Annotated in this window: 20 protein-coding genes; 1 reads left to right on the top strand and 19 read right to left on the bottom strand. The window is 37.3% G+C overall.

Translation table 11 applies throughout. The features are described from left to right. The 11 genes from FS608_RS01480 to FS608_RS01530 all read right to left on the bottom strand — a co-directional run bounded on the left by FS608_RS01480 (position 1) and on the right by FS608_RS01530 (position 9,759). Complete coding sequence (locus FS608_RS01480; protein WP_144547470.1) at positions 1–705, bottom strand: demethylmenaquinone methyltransferase; 705 nt, start codon at positions 703–705, stop codon at positions 1–3. A 7-nt stretch (positions 706–712) separates the two neighbouring features. Next, entirely contained in the window at positions 713–1,525 is an 813-nt protein-coding gene (locus FS608_RS01485) for a heptaprenyl diphosphate synthase component 1 (protein WP_144547472.1), read from the bottom strand. Positions 1,526–1,746: 221 nt separating this feature from the next. Beyond that, entirely contained in the window at positions 1,747–1,983 is a 237-nt protein-coding gene (gene mtrB, locus FS608_RS01490; protein WP_144547474.1) for a trp RNA-binding attenuation protein MtrB, read from the bottom strand. A gap of 31 nt (positions 1,984–2,014) precedes the next feature. Next, positions 2,015–2,581 carry a GTP cyclohydrolase I FolE gene (gene folE / locus FS608_RS01495; RefSeq protein ID WP_026563931.1) on the bottom strand — a complete coding sequence of 189 codons (567 nt, stop codon included), beginning with the start codon at positions 2,579–2,581 and terminating at the stop codon, positions 2,015–2,017. Between the two features lie 152 nt (positions 2,582–2,733). After that, positions 2,734–3,006, bottom strand: a complete 273-nt coding sequence (locus FS608_RS01500; protein ID WP_026563932.1) for an HU family DNA-binding protein — start codon at positions 3,004–3,006, stop codon at positions 2,734–2,736. 395 nt (positions 3,007–3,401) lie between these two features. Further along, positions 3,402–4,880, bottom strand: coding sequence for a stage IV sporulation protein A (gene spoIVA / locus FS608_RS01505; protein ID WP_144547476.1), 1,479 nt, complete (start codon positions 4,878–4,880; stop codon positions 3,402–3,404). Between the two features lie 269 nt (positions 4,881–5,149). Further along, the gene (locus FS608_RS01510) at positions 5,150–5,860 is read right to left on the bottom strand and encodes a hypothetical protein (protein ID WP_144547478.1); all 711 of its coding nucleotides are present in this window, start codon (positions 5,858–5,860) and stop codon (positions 5,150–5,152) included. Positions 5,861–5,891: 31 nt separating this feature from the next. Continuing rightward, positions 5,892–6,077: a DUF2768 domain-containing protein gene (locus FS608_RS01515; RefSeq protein ID WP_026563935.1), complete on the bottom strand. Its 186-nt coding sequence runs from the start codon at positions 6,075–6,077 to the stop codon at positions 5,892–5,894. Between the two features lie 430 nt (positions 6,078–6,507). Further along, positions 6,508–7,563 (bottom strand): NAD(P)H-dependent glycerol-3-phosphate dehydrogenase, encoded by a 1,056-nt coding sequence (locus tag FS608_RS01520; RefSeq protein WP_144547480.1) that lies wholly within the window; start codon positions 7,561–7,563, stop codon positions 6,508–6,510. A 23-nt stretch (positions 7,564–7,586) separates the two neighbouring features. After that, positions 7,587–8,897, bottom strand: coding sequence for a ribosome biogenesis GTPase Der (gene der / locus FS608_RS01525; protein ID WP_098574811.1), 1,311 nt, complete (start codon positions 8,895–8,897; stop codon positions 7,587–7,589). A 253-nt stretch (positions 8,898–9,150) separates the two neighbouring features. Next, the gene (locus tag FS608_RS01530; RefSeq protein ID WP_144547482.1) at positions 9,151–9,759 is read right to left on the bottom strand and encodes a YphA family membrane protein; all 609 of its coding nucleotides are present in this window, start codon (positions 9,757–9,759) and stop codon (positions 9,151–9,153) included. 108 nt (positions 9,760–9,867) lie between these two features. On the opposite strand from FS608_RS01530, the gene FS608_RS01535 reads away from it, so the two are divergent. After that, on the top strand, positions 9,868–10,008 hold the full coding sequence (locus FS608_RS01535) for a YpzI family protein (protein WP_098574813.1): 141 nt from the start codon (positions 9,868–9,870) through the stop codon (positions 10,006–10,008). Between the two features lie 28 nt (positions 10,009–10,036). Here FS608_RS01535 and fni read toward each other — a convergent pair whose 3' ends face one another. The 8 genes from fni to prsW form a co-directional block, all read right to left on the bottom strand. Further along, positions 10,037–11,095: a type 2 isopentenyl-diphosphate Delta-isomerase gene (gene fni / locus FS608_RS01540; protein WP_144547484.1), complete on the bottom strand. Its 1,059-nt coding sequence runs from the start codon at positions 11,093–11,095 to the stop codon at positions 10,037–10,039. Positions 11,096–11,106: 11 nt separating this feature from the next. Next, the gene (gene rpsA / locus FS608_RS01545; RefSeq protein WP_144547486.1) at positions 11,107–12,246 is read right to left on the bottom strand and encodes a 30S ribosomal protein S1; all 1,140 of its coding nucleotides are present in this window, start codon (positions 12,244–12,246) and stop codon (positions 11,107–11,109) included. A 162-nt stretch (positions 12,247–12,408) separates the two neighbouring features. Further along, positions 12,409–12,990 carry a lysophospholipid acyltransferase family protein gene (locus FS608_RS01550; protein WP_144547488.1) on the bottom strand — a complete coding sequence of 194 codons (582 nt, stop codon included), beginning with the start codon at positions 12,988–12,990 and terminating at the stop codon, positions 12,409–12,411. 2 nt (positions 12,991–12,992) lie between these two features. Continuing rightward, complete coding sequence (gene cmk, locus FS608_RS01555) at positions 12,993–13,667, bottom strand: (d)CMP kinase (protein WP_144547490.1); 675 nt, start codon at positions 13,665–13,667, stop codon at positions 12,993–12,995. 164 nt (positions 13,668–13,831) lie between these two features. Continuing rightward, positions 13,832–14,011 carry a YpfB family protein gene (locus tag FS608_RS01560; RefSeq protein WP_144547493.1) on the bottom strand — a complete coding sequence of 60 codons (180 nt, stop codon included), beginning with the start codon at positions 14,009–14,011 and terminating at the stop codon, positions 13,832–13,834. Positions 14,012–14,088: 77 nt separating this feature from the next. After that, positions 14,089–15,438: a germination protein YpeB gene (gene ypeB / locus FS608_RS01565; RefSeq protein WP_144547495.1), complete on the bottom strand. Its 1,350-nt coding sequence runs from the start codon at positions 15,436–15,438 to the stop codon at positions 14,089–14,091. A gap of 14 nt (positions 15,439–15,452) precedes the next feature. Further along, the gene (gene sleB, locus FS608_RS01570; RefSeq protein ID WP_144547498.1) at positions 15,453–16,367 is read right to left on the bottom strand and encodes a spore cortex-lytic enzyme; all 915 of its coding nucleotides are present in this window, start codon (positions 16,365–16,367) and stop codon (positions 15,453–15,455) included. A gap of 96 nt (positions 16,368–16,463) precedes the next feature. Then, positions 16,464–17,153, bottom strand: coding sequence for a glutamic-type intramembrane protease PrsW (prsW, locus tag FS608_RS01575; protein WP_144547500.1), 690 nt, complete (start codon positions 17,151–17,153; stop codon positions 16,464–16,466). Positions 17,154–17,248: the final 95 nt, after the last annotated feature.

The raw sequence follows: 17,248 nt of genomic DNA on the forward strand, positions 1-17,248 counted from the left end.
TTAATTTTTCCTGCCAATATGAACAGCTGCTGCACCGCCGCTATATGATTTATATTTTACATCTGCGAAGCCTGCTTGTTCAAACATTTTAGCAAGTTCCTTCATCCCTGGAAATTCACGTGCTGACTCATGCAGCCATGCATATTCACGATAACTTTTTGCCAGCAATTTACCAAACATCGGCATAATATAACGAAAGTAAAAATAATAGAGCTGTTTATATCCGATTAAAGTAGGTTGTGAGGTCTCTAAGCAGACAGCAATACCGCCAGGTTTTACAACACGGTGCATTTCTTTTAATACTTGCAAATAGTCAGGGACATTCCTTAAGCCAAAACCAATCGTTACATAATCAAAACTATTATCTGGAAAAGGGAGTTCCATAGCATTACCATGTACTAATTTCACCTGTTTTAATCCCAGTTCTTTAACCTTTTCAATCCCCACATTAAGCATGTTTTGGCTGAAATCCAAACCTGTAACGTCCCCTGCCTGCCCCACTGCCTCAGCTAATGCTATGGTCCAATCAGCGGTGCCGCAGCAAACATCGAGGGCTCGTGAACCAGGTTTTACATCCATTCTTTTCATCGTGTCTTTCCGCCACTTGATGTGTTGTTGAAAACTGATAACAGAATTCATTTTATCATAGTTATCGGAAATCTTTTCAAACACATTGTGTACCCGCTGTTCTTTCGATTCCTGCATGTTTTTATTACCCTTCTTCCACAAAAGTTTTTGCATATGGCTGGTATTGGTTTAAGAGCGAATTAATTCTATTTTCAAGCAGTTCATTTAAGTAAGGAAGTTGCTCTAATCCTTTTTCTATTACTTTTTTTGAATTTTCAAGGTACTGGTCACAATATTGCAACAAATGACTTTTCTGATCACTAGATAATTCTTTTAATTTAAAGTTTTGGATTGGGAAAACAATTGATGTCAAGGCCTCGAATAAGACGGATCTTTCTGCCTTAATAAATTGACTTTTTTCATTCAATAAGCGTTTAAACAGCAGCAAACTTTCAAGAAATTCGTTCCAGAGGTCTACTTTAAAATAATCAGAGAGCCGAGCAAGTAAGGAACTTTCTATCCGCTTAATACTTGTCATTAACTCCTCTACAGAAACCAATTCATGGTGATAAACAGAAATTTTATTTTCGTTTACATCCTTAATTCCTTTAGAAAGTGCCTTAATCATCAAAATATCTTCTGATTCCGCAAGAAGCTTATAATATAGGCCACTGAAATAATCCCCCGCAAGAACAGTTAATTGACGATTTTTTTCGTCAACAGATGCATTTGATATACGTTCATGGGTATCAAGGGCGATTTGTATTAACATTGTTGATAATGCGTAGTTTTGCATATCGCTGAATGACAATTCGAGGCGTTCCATAATTGAGACTAAAATAAGAAGTTTATCTTCATCTATAATCGGAATCTCAATATATTTGAGCAGGTATGTATCACAAACTCTTTGTTCGACCTGCTCTCGAATATTTGTAAATTTTTGTCGAATGTCCAGCAATTAAATCACCCTTGCTTCCCCTAGTAATGTCTTTATGTATTCTTATTTCCTATTTGCATAGTAAAATTCATGCCGTTTAGCCTTTAATAATGAAAAATACCTAATCATTCTCTAAAAACAAGGCAGACACCATTATAACATAAAAGGTATTATTAAGGCAGAAATTCACAAAATAATCATTTTGGTTAATATGAAATAAGATGAAAACAGTGTGATTAGGATTATTTTTTTATTTCACTTTCTATTTCACCAAGGTGTGTAAGTATTTTAGCATTTCCCCTGATTTTTATAGCCGAAGTATGCTCTGTAAATTGAGCAATTAGGACTTCTCCTTTATCAAGCTTCTCTGAATGATGAAATTTGGTATCAGAGCCTCTAGTTAAGCCGATAACATTAACCCCATCGTCGATTGCCTTAATTACAACATACTCACTGTTTTGGTTTTCTCGCTTCTCCATTTATACACCTCAAATCTTCTTAGAAATAGGACTAATACTTAATTAACGAGAGCACTTCAGACCGTGCAACCGCATCATCTGATAGAATACCTCGGACAGCTGTGGTTACTGTTTTAGAACCAGGCTTTTTAACTCCTCGCATGGTCATACACATATGTTCTGCTTCAACGACTACCATTACCCCATGCGGCTCTAATTTTTCCATCATACTGTCCGCAATCGTGGAAGTAATCCGTTCTTGAAGTTGAGGTCTCTTTGCTACCGCTTCTACTGCCCTTGCTAGTTTACTTAATCCGGTCACACGACCATTTTTGGGAATGTAAGCTACATGCGCTTTTCCAAAGAAAGGTACAAGATGATGTTCACACATGGAATAAAACGGTATATCTTTAACCAATACCAACTCTTCGTGGTCTTCACTAAAGATTGTTTCAAAATGCTTCTTTGGATCCTCATTTAACCCGCTAAAAACTTCTTCATACATTTTTGCCACTCGTTTTGGTGTATCAAGAAGTCCTTCACGATTTGGGTCTTCCCCAATTGCTTCTAATATTAAACGTACCGCATCTTCAATTTGGGCACGATTTACTTGTGACATATAAAAATTCCTCCTAATGTTCAGTCAAGTATATATGACAAATACATATTAGCACAATCATTAAAGTTCAAGCAAAAAAATAGAAAAAAGGCCATGGACATAACCATGACCTTTTTGCTTAAGCATTCGCTTATAGCAATAAATTTATGTAATTATTTTACTGCGTCCTTAAGCGCTTTCCCTGGTTTAAAAGCTGGAACTTTGCTAGCAGCGATATCGATTTCCTCACCTGTTTGAGGGTTACGACCTTTACGAGCTGCACGCTCACGTACTTCAAAGTTTCCAAAACCGATTAATTGTACTTTATCACCATTTTTTAAAGCATCTAAAATCGCATCAAAAACAGCATCAACTGCTTTAGTTGCGTCCTTTTTAGAAAGTTCGCTAGCTTCAGCAACTGCATTAATAAGTTCTGTCTTGTTCATGCCATTCACCTCCTCCCAAAGAAATTATCAAGATTCGTAAATAAGATTACTTATCTACATTTCTAAACAATTTTTCTAATTTCTATACGTCATAGCGCGGTTTTATTACCAAAATTAACATAAATAATGAAATTGGTAACTAGAATCTATTTTTTTAGGAAAAACCCTTATGAAATAAGGGTTCAAACGCTATAATGTAATTCAGTTAAAAGATTATCATAATCAAAACAGCTTATCAAGAAGAATTCATGAATTTATGGTAATCTTTTCTTTGTTTCAACAAAATTCTACTTTATTTGACCCTTTTTGGTAGATATTTTGAAATAATGGGAAGTTGTCCCCTGCTCCTGCCACTTTTCTCAAAGAAAAAAAGACTCCGAATTGGAGTCCATAGCTTAAAGTATAATGGCAATTAAGCCACCTGAACCTTCGTTAATAATTCTCTCTAATGTTTCTTTTAATTTATATCTTGCATTTTCTGGCATCAAGGAAAGCTTTGCCTGGATACCTTCTCGAACAATGGAACTTAAGCTGCGGCCAAAGATATCTGAATTCCAGATGGATAACGGATCATCTTCAAAATCCTGCATTAAGTATCTCACTAGTTCTTCACTTTGTTTTTCAGTACCAATGATTGGCGCAAATTCCGATTCCACATCCACTTTTATCATATGGATGGATGGTGCTACAGCTCGCAGCCTTACACCAAATCGTGCACCTTGACGAATAATTTCTGGTTCTTCAAGACTCATATCTGAAAGGGTTGGTGAGGCAATACCGTAACCCGTTTGTTTAACCATTTTTAATGCATCTGCAATGTGGTCATACTCTGCTTTTGCATGAGCAAAATCCTGCATTAATTCAAGAAGATGATCTTTCCCGCGAATTTCTACTCCAACGATTTCTTTTAATATATCATCATACAATTCATCTGGTGCATATAAATCGATTTCAGCGACACCCGAGCCCATTTCAATTCCAGCTAAACCAGCTCTTTCAATGAATTCAAACTCGCTAAAGTGTTGTACAACCCGGTCAACATCTCTTAATCTCTTGATATCTTTTACAGTATCTTTGACTGCATCTTGATAGCTTTCACGTAGCCAGTGGTTTTCTCGAAGGACCATTACCCAACTTGGCAGGTTCACATTGACTTCGAGGACTGGGAACTCGTAAAGTGCTTCACGCAGTACATTAAGAACATCGCTGTCACGCATACTTTCAACACTCATTGCAATTACTGGGATATCATACTTATCTGCTAAACTCGATCTTAGAGTTTCAGTGCTAGGATGGTATGGCTGGGCACTATTAACGACCATGATGAACGGTTTGCCAACTTCTTTCAGTTCGTTAATAACTCTTTCTTCAGCTTCAATATAATTACTCCTTGGAATCTCACCAATGGTCCCATCAGTTGTTACAACGACCCCAATGGTTGAATGCTCTTGAATCACTTTCCTTGTGCCAATTTCAGCAGCTTCATGAAACGGAATTGGTTCCTCATACCAAGGGGTGGTAATCATTCTTGGACCATTTTCATCCTCATAGCCTTTCGCACCTGGAACCGTGTAGCCTACACAATCAACCAGCCTGATATTGACATTTAATCCATCATCAACATGAACTGTTGCTGCTTGATTTGGTACGAATTTCGGCTCCGTTGTCATAATTGTTTTTCCTGCAGCACTTTGAGGTAACTCATCGAGTGCACGTGATCTCTCAGCTTCACTGTTTATATTCGGTAAAACAACAAGCTCCATAAATTTTTTAATAAATGTTGATTTTCCAGTCCGTACTGCACCTACTACGCCTAAATAAATATCACCGCCTGTTCTCTCGGCAATATCTTTAAAAATATCAACCTTTTCCAAGTGATCCCCTCCCGATCATTGAGTAAAGTGGGATTAAACATCCATTTTAGGTATTTTTGGACAATATATGTTTATGATGTTGTCCTACTATGTTATGACACTTTTCTAAAATTTTTTTACCCCCTTATTAAAAATTCATAGGTTCTCTTGTATCTGTAGTGTCTGAACATTTGTTATTATGGAGGGTTTCAATATATGTTTTCTTTTGGGAATAGCCAAAAAAAACCCTTCTCCTACAATATATTTCATCGGAAAAGGGTTATGACTATTTATTCTTCTAAAAATACTGGTTCTTTCGTCTTAGAATCCCAGGTATATGGTAAGGAATATGCAGGCACAAACAAGGAATCCTTCACTAAAATTGGGCGAATATCTTCACCTGGTTTTACCTTCGTATCCTTTTTTTCCATGGCTTGATATAAGTCTGGGCGATAATCTACATACACTTCAGCACTGCCTGTAATGACAAAAGATAAATTTTGATTTGAAAATGGACTTACAACAAAAGGGGCTTTTTTATACCCTAATTGTTTATAATCAAGAGTAAAAACATTCTTGGCAATTTGTTCTTTATAGGGAGGATACCCTTTTGTTTTGATCCGTAATTTAATATCACGGATCGCTTCTGTCATTCTTAAATCAAATAACTTTACAGTTGGCTGGGTTTCAACATCCACAAGGACATATTGGAAAATCCCTCCACTTTCATATGCGTTACCAGGAGGCTCAGCGAGATATTTTGGAGTTATTTTTTTAAAATCAATAGGATACTTTTGATAAATCGGGGTTTCTGCTTCTTTTGTTTTTATCGGAAGAATCCCTCCATTATCCTCCTTAAAGGTATCTACTGCTGTTTGAACAGCTAAAATTTGATCTTTATATGGGATTTGATTTTTTGCTAATTCCTCTTCAGGATACATGCATCCAGTTAGGAAAAGAGCAGTAAATACTAGAAAACAACCAATTACATTCCATTTCATACAATCACCTTTTATTATGTATTTACCTCAATTATGTTAGAAAAACAATTAGAAGCGTTATTCCGGCAATAATCATTAGTAAGTAAGCAATAATTGCAGTAACAATTCTGAATACTCCTTTTAGCTTATATCTACTTAGATAAATTGTGATAATTGCCAGGAACATAAAACCCATACCTGCAATCGAGACCCACATTTTAAACATAGCTGGCGACAAACTTAACTCCCCCTTTTTCGAAGATTAATTATATCACAAGCAATAACTTTTCTAGAAAAATTTTGAACGAAATAAAAAAAACTGAAGTAAAGAGGGGCGAATTCTTTACTTCAGCTTTAACGACTAAATAACCCATACCTGCGTATAACTACTAGGTTGCTTCGTTGCATTGTATGCAATCTAGACACAAAGCGTTTCACCGAACGCCCATTTATTTAAGAAAAACTTTTTAAAACATGGCTCTGTTAAACTTGCCTGTTGATTTCCGCTCCAGGCACTTCGCTTTCCGCGGGGCGATGCGGCGAGCCTCCTCGTCCTCCCGCAGGAGTCTTCGTGCCTTCCGCTCCAATCAACAGGGTGCCATAATAAACAATAAGCTTTAAAACAACCTAAAACATAAGGCCCCTATTTCTCCATTATGTTACATTTTTTAATCTTCAATATTTCGTTCCTCTAAGACATTAACCAAATCTTCCATTTCATGCGTCTTGCCGCGGGCCATTAGAACATCTACAGCATCCGCTGCGCTCTTCTCATTAAATAGTACATCATATAGGGCAAAGGTAATCGGCATGTTCACATCATACTTTTGGGCTAACTGATAAGCTGCCTTGGTGGTTCGAACACCTTCCACTACCATCCCCATGTTGTCCAAAACCTCATTAAGGGTTTTCCCTTTACCCAATAGGTTTCCTGCTCTCCAGTTCCTTGAGTGGACGCTTGTACATGTAACAATTAAGTCACCAATGCCTGCTAGTCCAGAAAACGTTAATGGATTAGCACCCATTTTCGTACCAAGTCGAGCTATTTCAGCTAACCCTCGAGTCATTAATGCCGCTTTAGCATTATCGCCATAGCCCAACCCATCAGTAATACCCGCAGCAAGTGCAATAATATTTTTTAAGGCACCACCAATTTCAACACCAATGACATCTGAATTAGTATAAACGCGAAAATTATTGTTGATAAATAAATCCTGTATTTTTTCCGCTGCTTCCATATTCTCAGAAGTTACAGTTACCGTTGTTGGGTGGCGAAGGCTAACTTCTTCTGCGTGACTTGGACCGGATAAAACAACAACATCCTTTAATAAATCTTTTGGCATTTCCTCTTTAATAATTTCAGAGATGCGCAGTAATGAATCAGGTTCAATCCCTTTGCTAACATGCGCAATTGTCAATGGTTCTGCATGTACGGTACGAATTTTACCGATTACTTCACGTATTGCCTTTGTCGGGACGGCTAATATAAGTGTATCCACGTCTGCTAAAGCATCTCTTAATGATGAGTATCCAACAATCAACTCTGAAAGGTCAATCTCTGGAAGGTATTTCTTGTTGGTGTGCTTTTCATTAATTTCTTTGATTTGCTCCTCATTATGGCTCCAAAGACGAACTTCATGACGATTGTCTGCCAGCACTATTGCCAAAGCGGTTCCCCAGCTTCCAGCTCCAATAACGGCTATTGCTGTTTTCGTATCCTTCACTTTACATCACACCCACCTTATCTTTATTTTCTTTCTCTCGCATAAATTTTAATAGGGGTTCCTTCAAATCCAAATGCCTCTCTGATTCTGTTCTCTAAGAAGCGTTCATATGAAAAGTGCAATAATTCAGGTTCATTTACAAACACAACGAAGGTCGGCGGTTTAACTGCCACTTGTGTAGTGTAATATATTTTTAAGCGTCTGCCATTGTCTGTTGGTGTCGGATTCATCGCAACAGCATCCATGATCACATCATTGAGCACGCTGGTTTCAACTCTCATTGAATGGTTTTCACTAGCGGTATTGATCATTGGGAGCAACGTGTGAACCCGTTTTTTTGTTTTTGCAGATAAAAACACAATTGGAGCATAACTAAGAAATAAGAAATGTTCCCTTATCTTCTGTTCAAGTTCTTTCATCGTTTTTTCATCTTTTTCAATCGCATCCCACTTATTGACCACGATAACGACAGCCCTGCCTGCTTCATGTGCATACCCAGCAATCTTTTTGTCCTGCTCAATGATTCCTTCTTCGGCATTAATTACAACAAGAACAACGTCAGATCGTTCAATTGCCCTTAAAGCACGAAGTACACTATATTTTTCTGTACTTTCATAGACTTTTCCTTTTTTCCTAATTCCCGCTGTATCAATGATGACATATTTTCCCCCATTATATGTATATGGAGAATCGACAGCATCACGAGTGGTACCGGCAATATTACTGACGATTACACGTTCCTCGCCTAATATAGCATTGACTAATGATGATTTCCCTACATTGGGGCGTCCAATTAAGGAAAACTTCACTACATCTTCTCCATATTCAACCGTTTTGTTTTTGGGGAAATGTTTTGCGGCCTCATCTAAAAGGTCCCCTAAACCAAGTCCATGTGAGCCTGAAATGGGAATCGGTTCGCCAAATCCCAATGAATAAAAATCATAGATTTGATCGCGCATTTCAGGGTTATCTATTTTATTAACAGCTAATACAACGGGCTTTTTAGACCTGTATAAAATTTTAGCTACTTCCTCATCAGCTGCTGTAACCCCTTCACGGCCGTTTGTTAAGAAGATGATTACATCTGCTTCATCAATGGCTATTTCAGCCTGCTGTCGAATTTGTTCCAAAAACGGTTCATCACCAATATCAATTCCACCTGTATCGATAAGGTTGAAGTCATGTGTTAACCACTCCCCAGAACTATAGATACGATCTCTTGTAACTCCAGGAATGTCCTCCACAATAGATATTCTTTCGCCGACAATCCGATTAAAAATTGTTGATTTTCCTACGTTGGGCCGTCCTACAATGGCAATAACAGGTTTAACCAATTACAATCGCCATCCTTTCTTTCTTATAATTAAATACTATTAGTATGTTAGCATAGAGTGAAATTACATCAGTGGGGGGCTTTCTTCCCGATAATGCGGGGTTATTCCCTTTAGTCCTTATGAAGTAAAGAAACCCTTCTGTGATCTAGAAGGGCCTAACTATGTTATTTTAACAATGTTAATCCTTTCCCGCAATGGAAAAAACCGAAAAGTGAGTTACTGTTAACCTGTCATTAATTATATTGGATCTCTTTCAAGATGATTTTTGCTTCCCTTTTTCCAAAAAGCGGAAATGATTTTGGAGAATAGGTCCTATATTCTCTAACGCGGTCCAACCTGTAAGCAGGAGTACTGTTAATGAGCAAACATCTAGGTATGCAAAGGTCCCTATTTCATACGGAAATTCGAATTTATTTAATATAAAGGCATATAAAATGTCCCCTTGCATGGCACCAGCAAAAATAATGAGTATTCGCCCTTTTAAAGTTTTCTGCAATAATAAGGCTAAATACCACAATGTTATTCCCATCATCCATTCCTTTTTAAAAATAATCCAAATCGGATCAAATATCTCAAATAAATGAAAGGTCACGTAGGCAATTGATACGGTAATTGAACAAATGAAAAAATATATAAGTGCTCCTCGTTTTTCTTGGCTTATAAAAAAATAACATATCGCTAACATAAATAACCCGCTTGCCTGTATTTGAAAATCTCCTGCAGTAAACCGGACATTAGATAATATTAGTACTATTAATACGATTGCAGCCAGTTTTAATCGATATGGGTTTTGCTTTTCCAGAATAAAGGTCAAGTAAATCCAAAAACCCCAAAAGACCCAATAAAAGATTGCCCCTTCCAATTCATACACCTCCTATTATTTTCATTATTGGTAATCTTTATGTACTTTCATACTTCCTTGAATAATATTTCCTGTGTGAATCATCTTATTAAGAGGAGGTGTGTTTGAATGGGAAAAGACCGACAAGAAAAAAAGTTACGGGCGAGTGGAAGAGTAGAATCAGATCGTGACCAGGCGTTGCACTATCCAGGTGCAACTAAGTTATCCGGCCCTGAAGAGGCAAGAGGGCTAAACGACGGAAAAAAATAAAAATAAAAGCTCCCGCGAGCGGGAGCTTTTATTTTATGGAACGCTGGGAAAATGGTTTGGTATCGACGCCACGTTGATGTAACCAATGATAGGTTTCTCCTGAGATAATTATAGGTGCCTTCCTTAAATCTGAAATCGTTTTAGCTCCCAATGCAGTCATGATCATCGTCAATTCATAATGAAGGGCTTCAATTTCTTGTTGCAAAACCTCTACCCCTTCTTTAATAAGGATTGGTAAGAAATAGCCTGCCATGCCGATTGCATTCGCCCCAAGTGCTAATCCTTTTGCTATATCATGTCCTGACTTAAATCCTCCTGAACCAATAACTGAAAGATGCTCCGAAACAGATGATGCCTCAAGAATAGAAACACCAGTGGGGATCCCCCAATGATTAAAAAAAGACAATGCTTTATCTCTGCGTTTATTTTCAATTTCAGCAAAATTTGTCCCGCCAGAGCCGCCTACATCAACCACTTTTACACCTACGGATGATAGCTCTTTGACTGTCTCCAACCCCATTCCGAAACCAACTTCCTTTACAATTACAGGCACATTTGTCTCTTTTACAATTGTTTCAATCCTTTTAAGTGCACCAGAAAAATCGCGATCTCCTTCGGGCATAGTTAGTTCTTGAATAACGTTTAAATGTATTTGCAGAGCGTCAGCTTCTATCATATCGATCGCGGCTTTTGCATCTTCTACAGATGCTTCGCTTCCTAAATTTGCAATAATAACTCCAGAAGGATTCTCTTTACGGACAACTTCATATGTGTATTTTTGGGAGGTATCCTTTAATGCAGCCATTTGTGACCCAACGGCCATCGTTAAACCGGTATTTTTTGCGACGATGGCTAGTTCTTTATTGATACGATATGTTTTATCACCGCCACCACCAGTCATGGCATTGATAAAAATAGGCGAACTTAAATAAAGTCCGCCAATCTCATGGTCTAATCCAACATCGAATACACCGATATTGGGCAGTCCCTGGTGAATAAATTTAATATCATCGAAAGCTGAAGAATGATTTTGCCGATTTTCAAGGGCAAAACGAATATGGTCCCATTTTCGTTCAGATCTAGACACTTATATCACCATTATTTTCCTAAATTCTTTAATTTATCACCAATAACTTCTCCTAGCTGAAAGCCTTTTGACTCTTCAGGAAGTTCATAGTCTTGGTTTTCCTCATACTCTTTTTCAAGTAGTTCTTTAATGCTTAATGATAGACGTTGATCAGACTCATTTGCATCAAGGACTTTGACGTCTACTTCTTGTCCTTCTTTTAATACTTCATGTGGAGTACCAATATGCTTATATGCGATTTGAGAGATATGGACAAGGCCTTCCACACCAGGGAATACCTCAACAAATGCACCATAAGAGACCAATCTTTTTACTTTACCTTTTAAAATACTGCCTTTAGGCGCTTTTTCGGAAAGATTTGACCATGGTCCAGGGAGTGTTTCCTTAATCGATAGGGAAATTCTCTCACTATCACGGTCAACACTTAAAACCTTAACTTGAACTTGTTGACCTTCATGAACAACATCTGATGGTTTATCAACATGGTCATAGGATAATTGAGAAATATGAACTAGACCATCAATGCCGCCAATATCAACAAAAGCGCCAAAATCAGTGATTCTTTGAACTGTCCCATCAATAATTTGACCTACTTGTACAGCACTTAGTCGACTTTGTTTTTGCTTACCTTTTTCTTGCTCTACCACTGCTCGATGAGAAAGGATTAAACGATTCTTTTCCTTTTCAAGTTCAACAATTTTAAAAGTTAGGCTACGACCTTTATAATCACTAAAATCTTCAACAAAATGAGCTTCAACTAAAGATGCAGGTACAAATCCACGAACTCCTAGATCAACTACCAGACCGCCTTTTACAACGTCTTTTACTTCAGTTTCAATAATTTCTCCGCTTTGGAATTGATTTTCCAAGTGATCCCAAGCCTTTTCTGCATCAACTTTTCTTTTTGAAAGGATGATTGCTTCTTCCTCAACCTTCAACACTTCTAATTCTAATTCATCACCTTCAGCAACTGCATCAGACGCCTTTTCAATATGCAGACTTGAAAGTTCACTGATTGGGATGATTCCATCTAATTTGCTGCCTTGGATATCAACTAGCACCTGCTTTTCTTCTACTTTGGTAACTTGTCCAGTTACTTTATCCCCGATTTCAAAGCTTCTCACTTCTACTTGATTTAATTCTTCCGACATATGTATTCCTCCTTAATCCATTTACTTCAAAATTCTATATATGATCTGGTGGATGCCACGCAGCATACAACACATATAAAAAATAATAAAAAAGCAGTGAATTTTCAAAAAAAAACTCTTTCCATTAACTTCTTACAAATAGACTATTTTGTCAAGCAGAAGCTATTGATGTTCTTTTCTAAGTTTATCAATTTTGGACATAATTAATTCAGTAACTTGTTCTGCTGACGCCTTCTCTTTTCTCATTTCCTCCAAATCAATAGGTTCTCCATAGACAACCTTTAATTTTCGGAAACTTTGGTAAGGACCGATGATCGCGCATGGGACAACTGCTGCTGAAGACCTTAACGCAAAAAAGCCTGCTCCAGCAAGTCCCTTACCTAGTTCGCCGGTCTTACTTCTTGTGCCCTCTGGAAAGAGACCGAAAACATGACCATCTTTTAGGATTTTTAAGCCCGTTCTAAGTGCTTCTCGATCACTGAATCCCCTTTTCACTGGAAAGGCATTACATTTTCTAACGATATTTCCCAAAACAGGTACTGAAAAAATCTCTTCTTTTGCCATGTAATGAACAGGACGTGGGGCCATTATACCGACTATAATGGGATCAAAATTATGAATGTGATTCGCACAAAGAAGGACACCACCTTCTTTGGGGAAATGCTCTAAACCGATAGCTTCAACTCTGTAAAGTGGTTTAAATATTCCAGTAACCACTGATTTAGCAAAGTCATAAAACGTCACGCCTATCCAATCCTTTCGTGCACCAACACCATTATTTTTTCTACAACATCTTGAATTGATAGAGAGGTTGTATCGATTTCCACAGCATCATCCGCTTTTTTCAATGGTGCCACTTCTCTCTCTGAATCGATTTTATCTCTTCGAGCAATTTCTTCTTTTAATTTTTCTAAGTCAGACGGGAAGCCTTTTTGGATATTTTCCGTATGGCGCCTTTCTGCTCTTTCCTCCACACTAGCAAGTAAAAATACCTTTACCTCGGCATTAGGCAAGACATGGGTACCGATGTCCCTCCCATCCATCACAACGCCGCCTTCCGTGGCAAATGCTTGCTGTCTTCTGACCATTTCTTCACGGACCTTTTGGTGTTTAGCGACATACGAAGTGGAATTGGTAACCTCAGCAAAACGAATTTCATTTGTAACATTTCGCTCATCTACGTATACTAACTGACCTTTATCAGATGGCTGTAATCTAATGTCTGTCGATAATAATGTTTCCAATAATGCATCTTCATCTTCTAAATTCAGTTGATTTACGATTGCCTTATATGTTAAAGCTCGGTACATTGCACCCGTATCGATATAAATATAGGAAAGTTTTTCTGCCACTATTTTTGCAACCGTACTTTTACCGGCTGCAGCAGGGCCGTCTATTGCAATTGATATTTTCTTGTCCATAAATCCTCCTATTTGTCATCATGAGTTTCTTAGATGTTGTCTATTATTTATTTTACCACAAGATATTGGAATGCTTCTTTTTTTACCATGATAAAATATGAAATTTTTAACTATTTTTTTAGTTAATATTGGACAATCAAAAGAAAGCAGGCTGGCCTGCTTTCTCATTTCCCCTGAAAGGTTTCAAGAATTTCAGTATATGTATTTTCATTTACTCCTTCATATTTTGTCAATTGTTTTACCTGGGGAAGTATATTTAGCTGATGAAAAAAAAGTTGGGTTAGAAATAGAAAGATAAATTGGACGATGACAATTTTTATTAAGATTCTTTCTACCTTTTTCATGACATCCACTCCACTGATTTATATACTTATTATTGGAGTTTTTTGAAAAAAATATAAGGAAAAGCAAATGCTTTTCCTTATAACACGTCTTCATAAACTGCCTCAGCATTTTTTAACTTTTCAACTTTTTCCTCAACACCACTTTTTGCATTAATAAAAATTCGATACGTATCATCATCGATTGTTCCTAGAAATTCATAGCAAAGAACTTCTTTGTTAAGGTCATTAATAATCATCGCCTGACGATCTTCCATGACCTTAAAGTTTGGATTTACCTTAGCTCGTGCTTGTTTCACAGAAATAGTTGGTTTTTCTATTTTCCTTGTCTGAAAAGACTTTAAATATTCTTCTGCTGATAGACCAATAATATCACCGTTATCCAGTGCGACCTTTACTTTAATTGATTCAGGATAAATTCTAACTCCGTTTATGGAAGAAACGAAATTGAATACTCCAATATTGTCATATTGTGTGCTTTCAAAGATTTCTAAACCCTTAAAGCCCGTTTCTTTTAAGAAAGCTGCCGCCTTATTATCTGCATCATTTAAACTAAGAACTTGTTTTTTTACATCACGTTGATTAATAAACCAGATTGGATGGCCGGCTTTTTTCGTAATATCCATACTTCCTTCCTCACCGGTTTTCTTATCTTTAATAGAAACACTATAAAAACCATAGTCGGAACCTTTCCCATTCCCTGTTACCTTTACCTCTGAATTTCCGTCAATCTTGATGTATTTCTTAGCGGTTTGGATAGCCTCTTGCTTAGAAATAGTTTTTCCTTCAATTTTGTTAAAATTTTCATCCTTTTGCTGCATGTTTGCAAAAGTAGGACCCATATTTGATTCAGTGTAGCCGCTTACTGTCTTTTCTACAGCTTTAAAGCCATCAATAATCGTATTATCTGTTGTTTCTTTTCCAGATGCCAAAGCAAGTTCAACATCCATCCACCGAAGATTATTTTTTAAAACCATATGCTGTACTTTTCTGAGATCATTCTGTATATCACCAGATTGCTTATATAATACCTTTAATGTGTTGTATTCATCCTTTGACAGTGGTTCCTTGTCTAAATCTCTGACAGCAGTACGGTAACTGAAGTTCCCAATTTTAGATAAGAATTCCTCAGTCTTGTTAAACGGTAGCAAGGTTAACGGCAATTGTCCAACATCACTATGTGCCTCCGAGGTAAGCCTCCACACTTCAATTAAGGAAGGAGACAATGATTGTCTTGAGTTCATTGCAAGGGTTGTTCCAATTTTATCGTGTAACAAATCTACTTGGTAGGTAAGGTCATGAAATGCCCGTTGATACGTGTTTTCCGCATTTAATAGAACGGCATTTTTCTCCTGATGTTCTTGATAGCCCCAGTATGCTGTTCCCGCAACACCGACAGAGAGAACTCCAATTAATATTCCTCTTATCAATTTAATTCACCTCTCTACTTGCAAAAAATATGTTTCCCGATTCGTTTGATTTGTGGTCGTCCCCAGATCCACCCGCTGGTAGCGGTATCCGGGTTAAAATAATAAAGTGCCTCTCCAGTTGGGTCCCAACCATTAATCGCATCCAAAACCGCCTTCTTTGCATTTTCATTTGGGGTAAGCCATATTTGCCCATCGGCTACGGCTGTGAATGCACCAGGCTCAAAAATCACTCCTGAAACTGTATTTGGGAATGTGGCACTATTTACACGATTGAGAATAACAGCTGCCACAGCAACTTGACCTGTATATGGCTCTCCCCGCGATTCTCCATAAACGGCATTAGCCATTAACTGAATATCATTTTGCGAAAATCCATTTGGTGTATTCGCTGCCGTAGGTTTTTTAGGTGCTGTTTTCTGGGGTGCTGTGTTTTTTTGTGGCACCGTTTGTTTTGGAGCTTGCTTTGCTGGTGCCTGGTTAGCTGGTGCTTGATTAGCTGGTGCCTGGTTAGCTGGCGCCTGTTTCGCAGGACTTGGTGCAACCTGTTTACTTTGATCTACCCCACCGTAATGTGTAAACTTTTTGCCAGTATTAATATGTTTTTTTACAAACTGTTCATCGTATTTACTTGCTTTGGCGAGTTTTAATTTTGTTGGCCACCCTGCAAGCCCATCAACCGGCAACCCAAATTCATATTGAAAATTTCTTAACGCCCAATATGTACTCCAGCCAAAAACCCCATCAATCTTACCGTTATAAAAACCCAAATACTGGAGTCTTGATTGAAGCTCAATGACATCATCTCCAACCGCCCCCTTTTGAATTACCTGATTAGAGAAAGCACGCACCTCCTTGCTTTCAGAAATCGATGATGTCACGATCAGAAGGATTAGTATAAATAACTTAATTAGGATTTTCTTCTTTTTCATGGAATTTTAACCCCCATTGTAAATCTTTTTAACAGTAAACCTATTTTTTGTTTTAATGGGTTTTTTATTCCAATTAAATAAATAAAAAACCCTTCTTTATGATTGAAGGGTTTTTTGTACTGAATATTGTTTTTTCAGATGATTGGCACTTAAGATTTTTGCCTTCTTAACTTTTCTTAGACCAAACCACCAAAGAAATATCATAAATGGAAAAATAATCATAAGCCAATTTTCTTGTGATATTAAAATAAAATCATAGGCTCCATGGAGAATAAATGGCAAAAACAAGGAAAGAATGACCCACTTGGCTTTACTTCCTTCTGTAAATTTTGCCTTTCCAATGTAAAAGCCCATAATTACACCAAATAGGGCATGACTGGAAACAGGTAACAATGCACGTGTCATGGCATGTTCGATTCCATTCGCTATTAAGTAAAAGATATTTTCGATTGTAGCAAAACCAAGTGAAACAGCTACTCCGTAAACAATTCCATCAAAGGGTTCATCAAACTCTACATGTTGATAAACAACATAAAAGAGGATAAACCATTTAAAGAACTCTTCAAACAGGCCTGAGCTAAAGAATGCATTGAATATTTCAGTTTTTACTATATGTTCTGTTTCAAGGACATGCTGGATAAACATAATTGGAAACACAAGCAATGCTCCGTACATAAACGTCCTTAAAACGAAAGAAATTGGCTCTGGTTCATATTCATCTTTTAAATAAAAGTAACTTAGTAATGCCAGTCCGGGGGCAAGTCCGGCTGATAATATTCCCAGCATGATGAACCTCTTTTCAAATCCATTTTCTTAATCGTAACATGGTTTCTCTATAAAGAAAATGAAAGATTCATTCCAAATGCTAATAGGTATTATCT

This window comes from Bacillus sp. X1(2014) (genome assembly GCF_007678255.1).

What these genes read in the sequence shown, in the direction of transcription:
- FS608_RS01480 (WP_144547470.1), bottom strand. Translation starts at nt 705, where the DNA reads ATGCAGGAATCGAAAGAACAGCGGGTACACAATGTGTTTGAAAAGATT.
- mtrB (WP_144547474.1), bottom strand. Translation starts at nt 1,983, where the DNA reads ATGGAGAAGCGAGAAAACCAAAACAGTGAGTATGTTGTAATTAAGGCA.
- folE (WP_026563931.1), bottom strand. Translation starts at nt 2,581, where the DNA reads ATGTCACAAGTAAATCGTGCCCAAATTGAAGATGCGGTACGTTTAATA.
- FS608_RS01500 (WP_026563932.1), bottom strand. Translation starts at nt 3,006, where the DNA reads ATGAACAAGACAGAACTTATTAATGCAGTTGCTGAAGCTAGCGAACTT.
- FS608_RS01510 (WP_144547478.1), bottom strand. Translation starts at nt 5,860, where the DNA reads ATGAAATGGAATGTAATTGGTTGTTTTCTAGTATTTACTGCTCTTTTC.
- FS608_RS01535 (WP_098574813.1), top strand. Translation starts at nt 9,868, where the DNA reads ATGGGAAAAGACCGACAAGAAAAAAAGTTACGGGCGAGTGGAAGAGTA.
- rpsA (WP_144547486.1), bottom strand. Translation starts at nt 12,246, where the DNA reads ATGTCGGAAGAATTAAATCAAGTAGAAGTGAGAAGCTTTGAAATCGGG.
- cmk (WP_144547490.1), bottom strand. Translation starts at nt 13,667, where the DNA reads ATGGACAAGAAAATATCAATTGCAATAGACGGCCCTGCTGCAGCCGGT.
- FS608_RS01560 (WP_144547493.1), bottom strand. Translation starts at nt 14,011, where the DNA reads ATGAAAAAGGTAGAAAGAATCTTAATAAAAATTGTCATCGTCCAATTT.
- sleB (WP_144547498.1), bottom strand. Translation starts at nt 16,367, where the DNA reads ATGAAAAAGAAGAAAATCCTAATTAAGTTATTTATACTAATCCTTCTG.
- prsW (WP_144547500.1), bottom strand. Translation starts at nt 17,153, where the DNA reads ATGCTGGGAATATTATCAGCCGGACTTGCCCCCGGACTGGCATTACTA.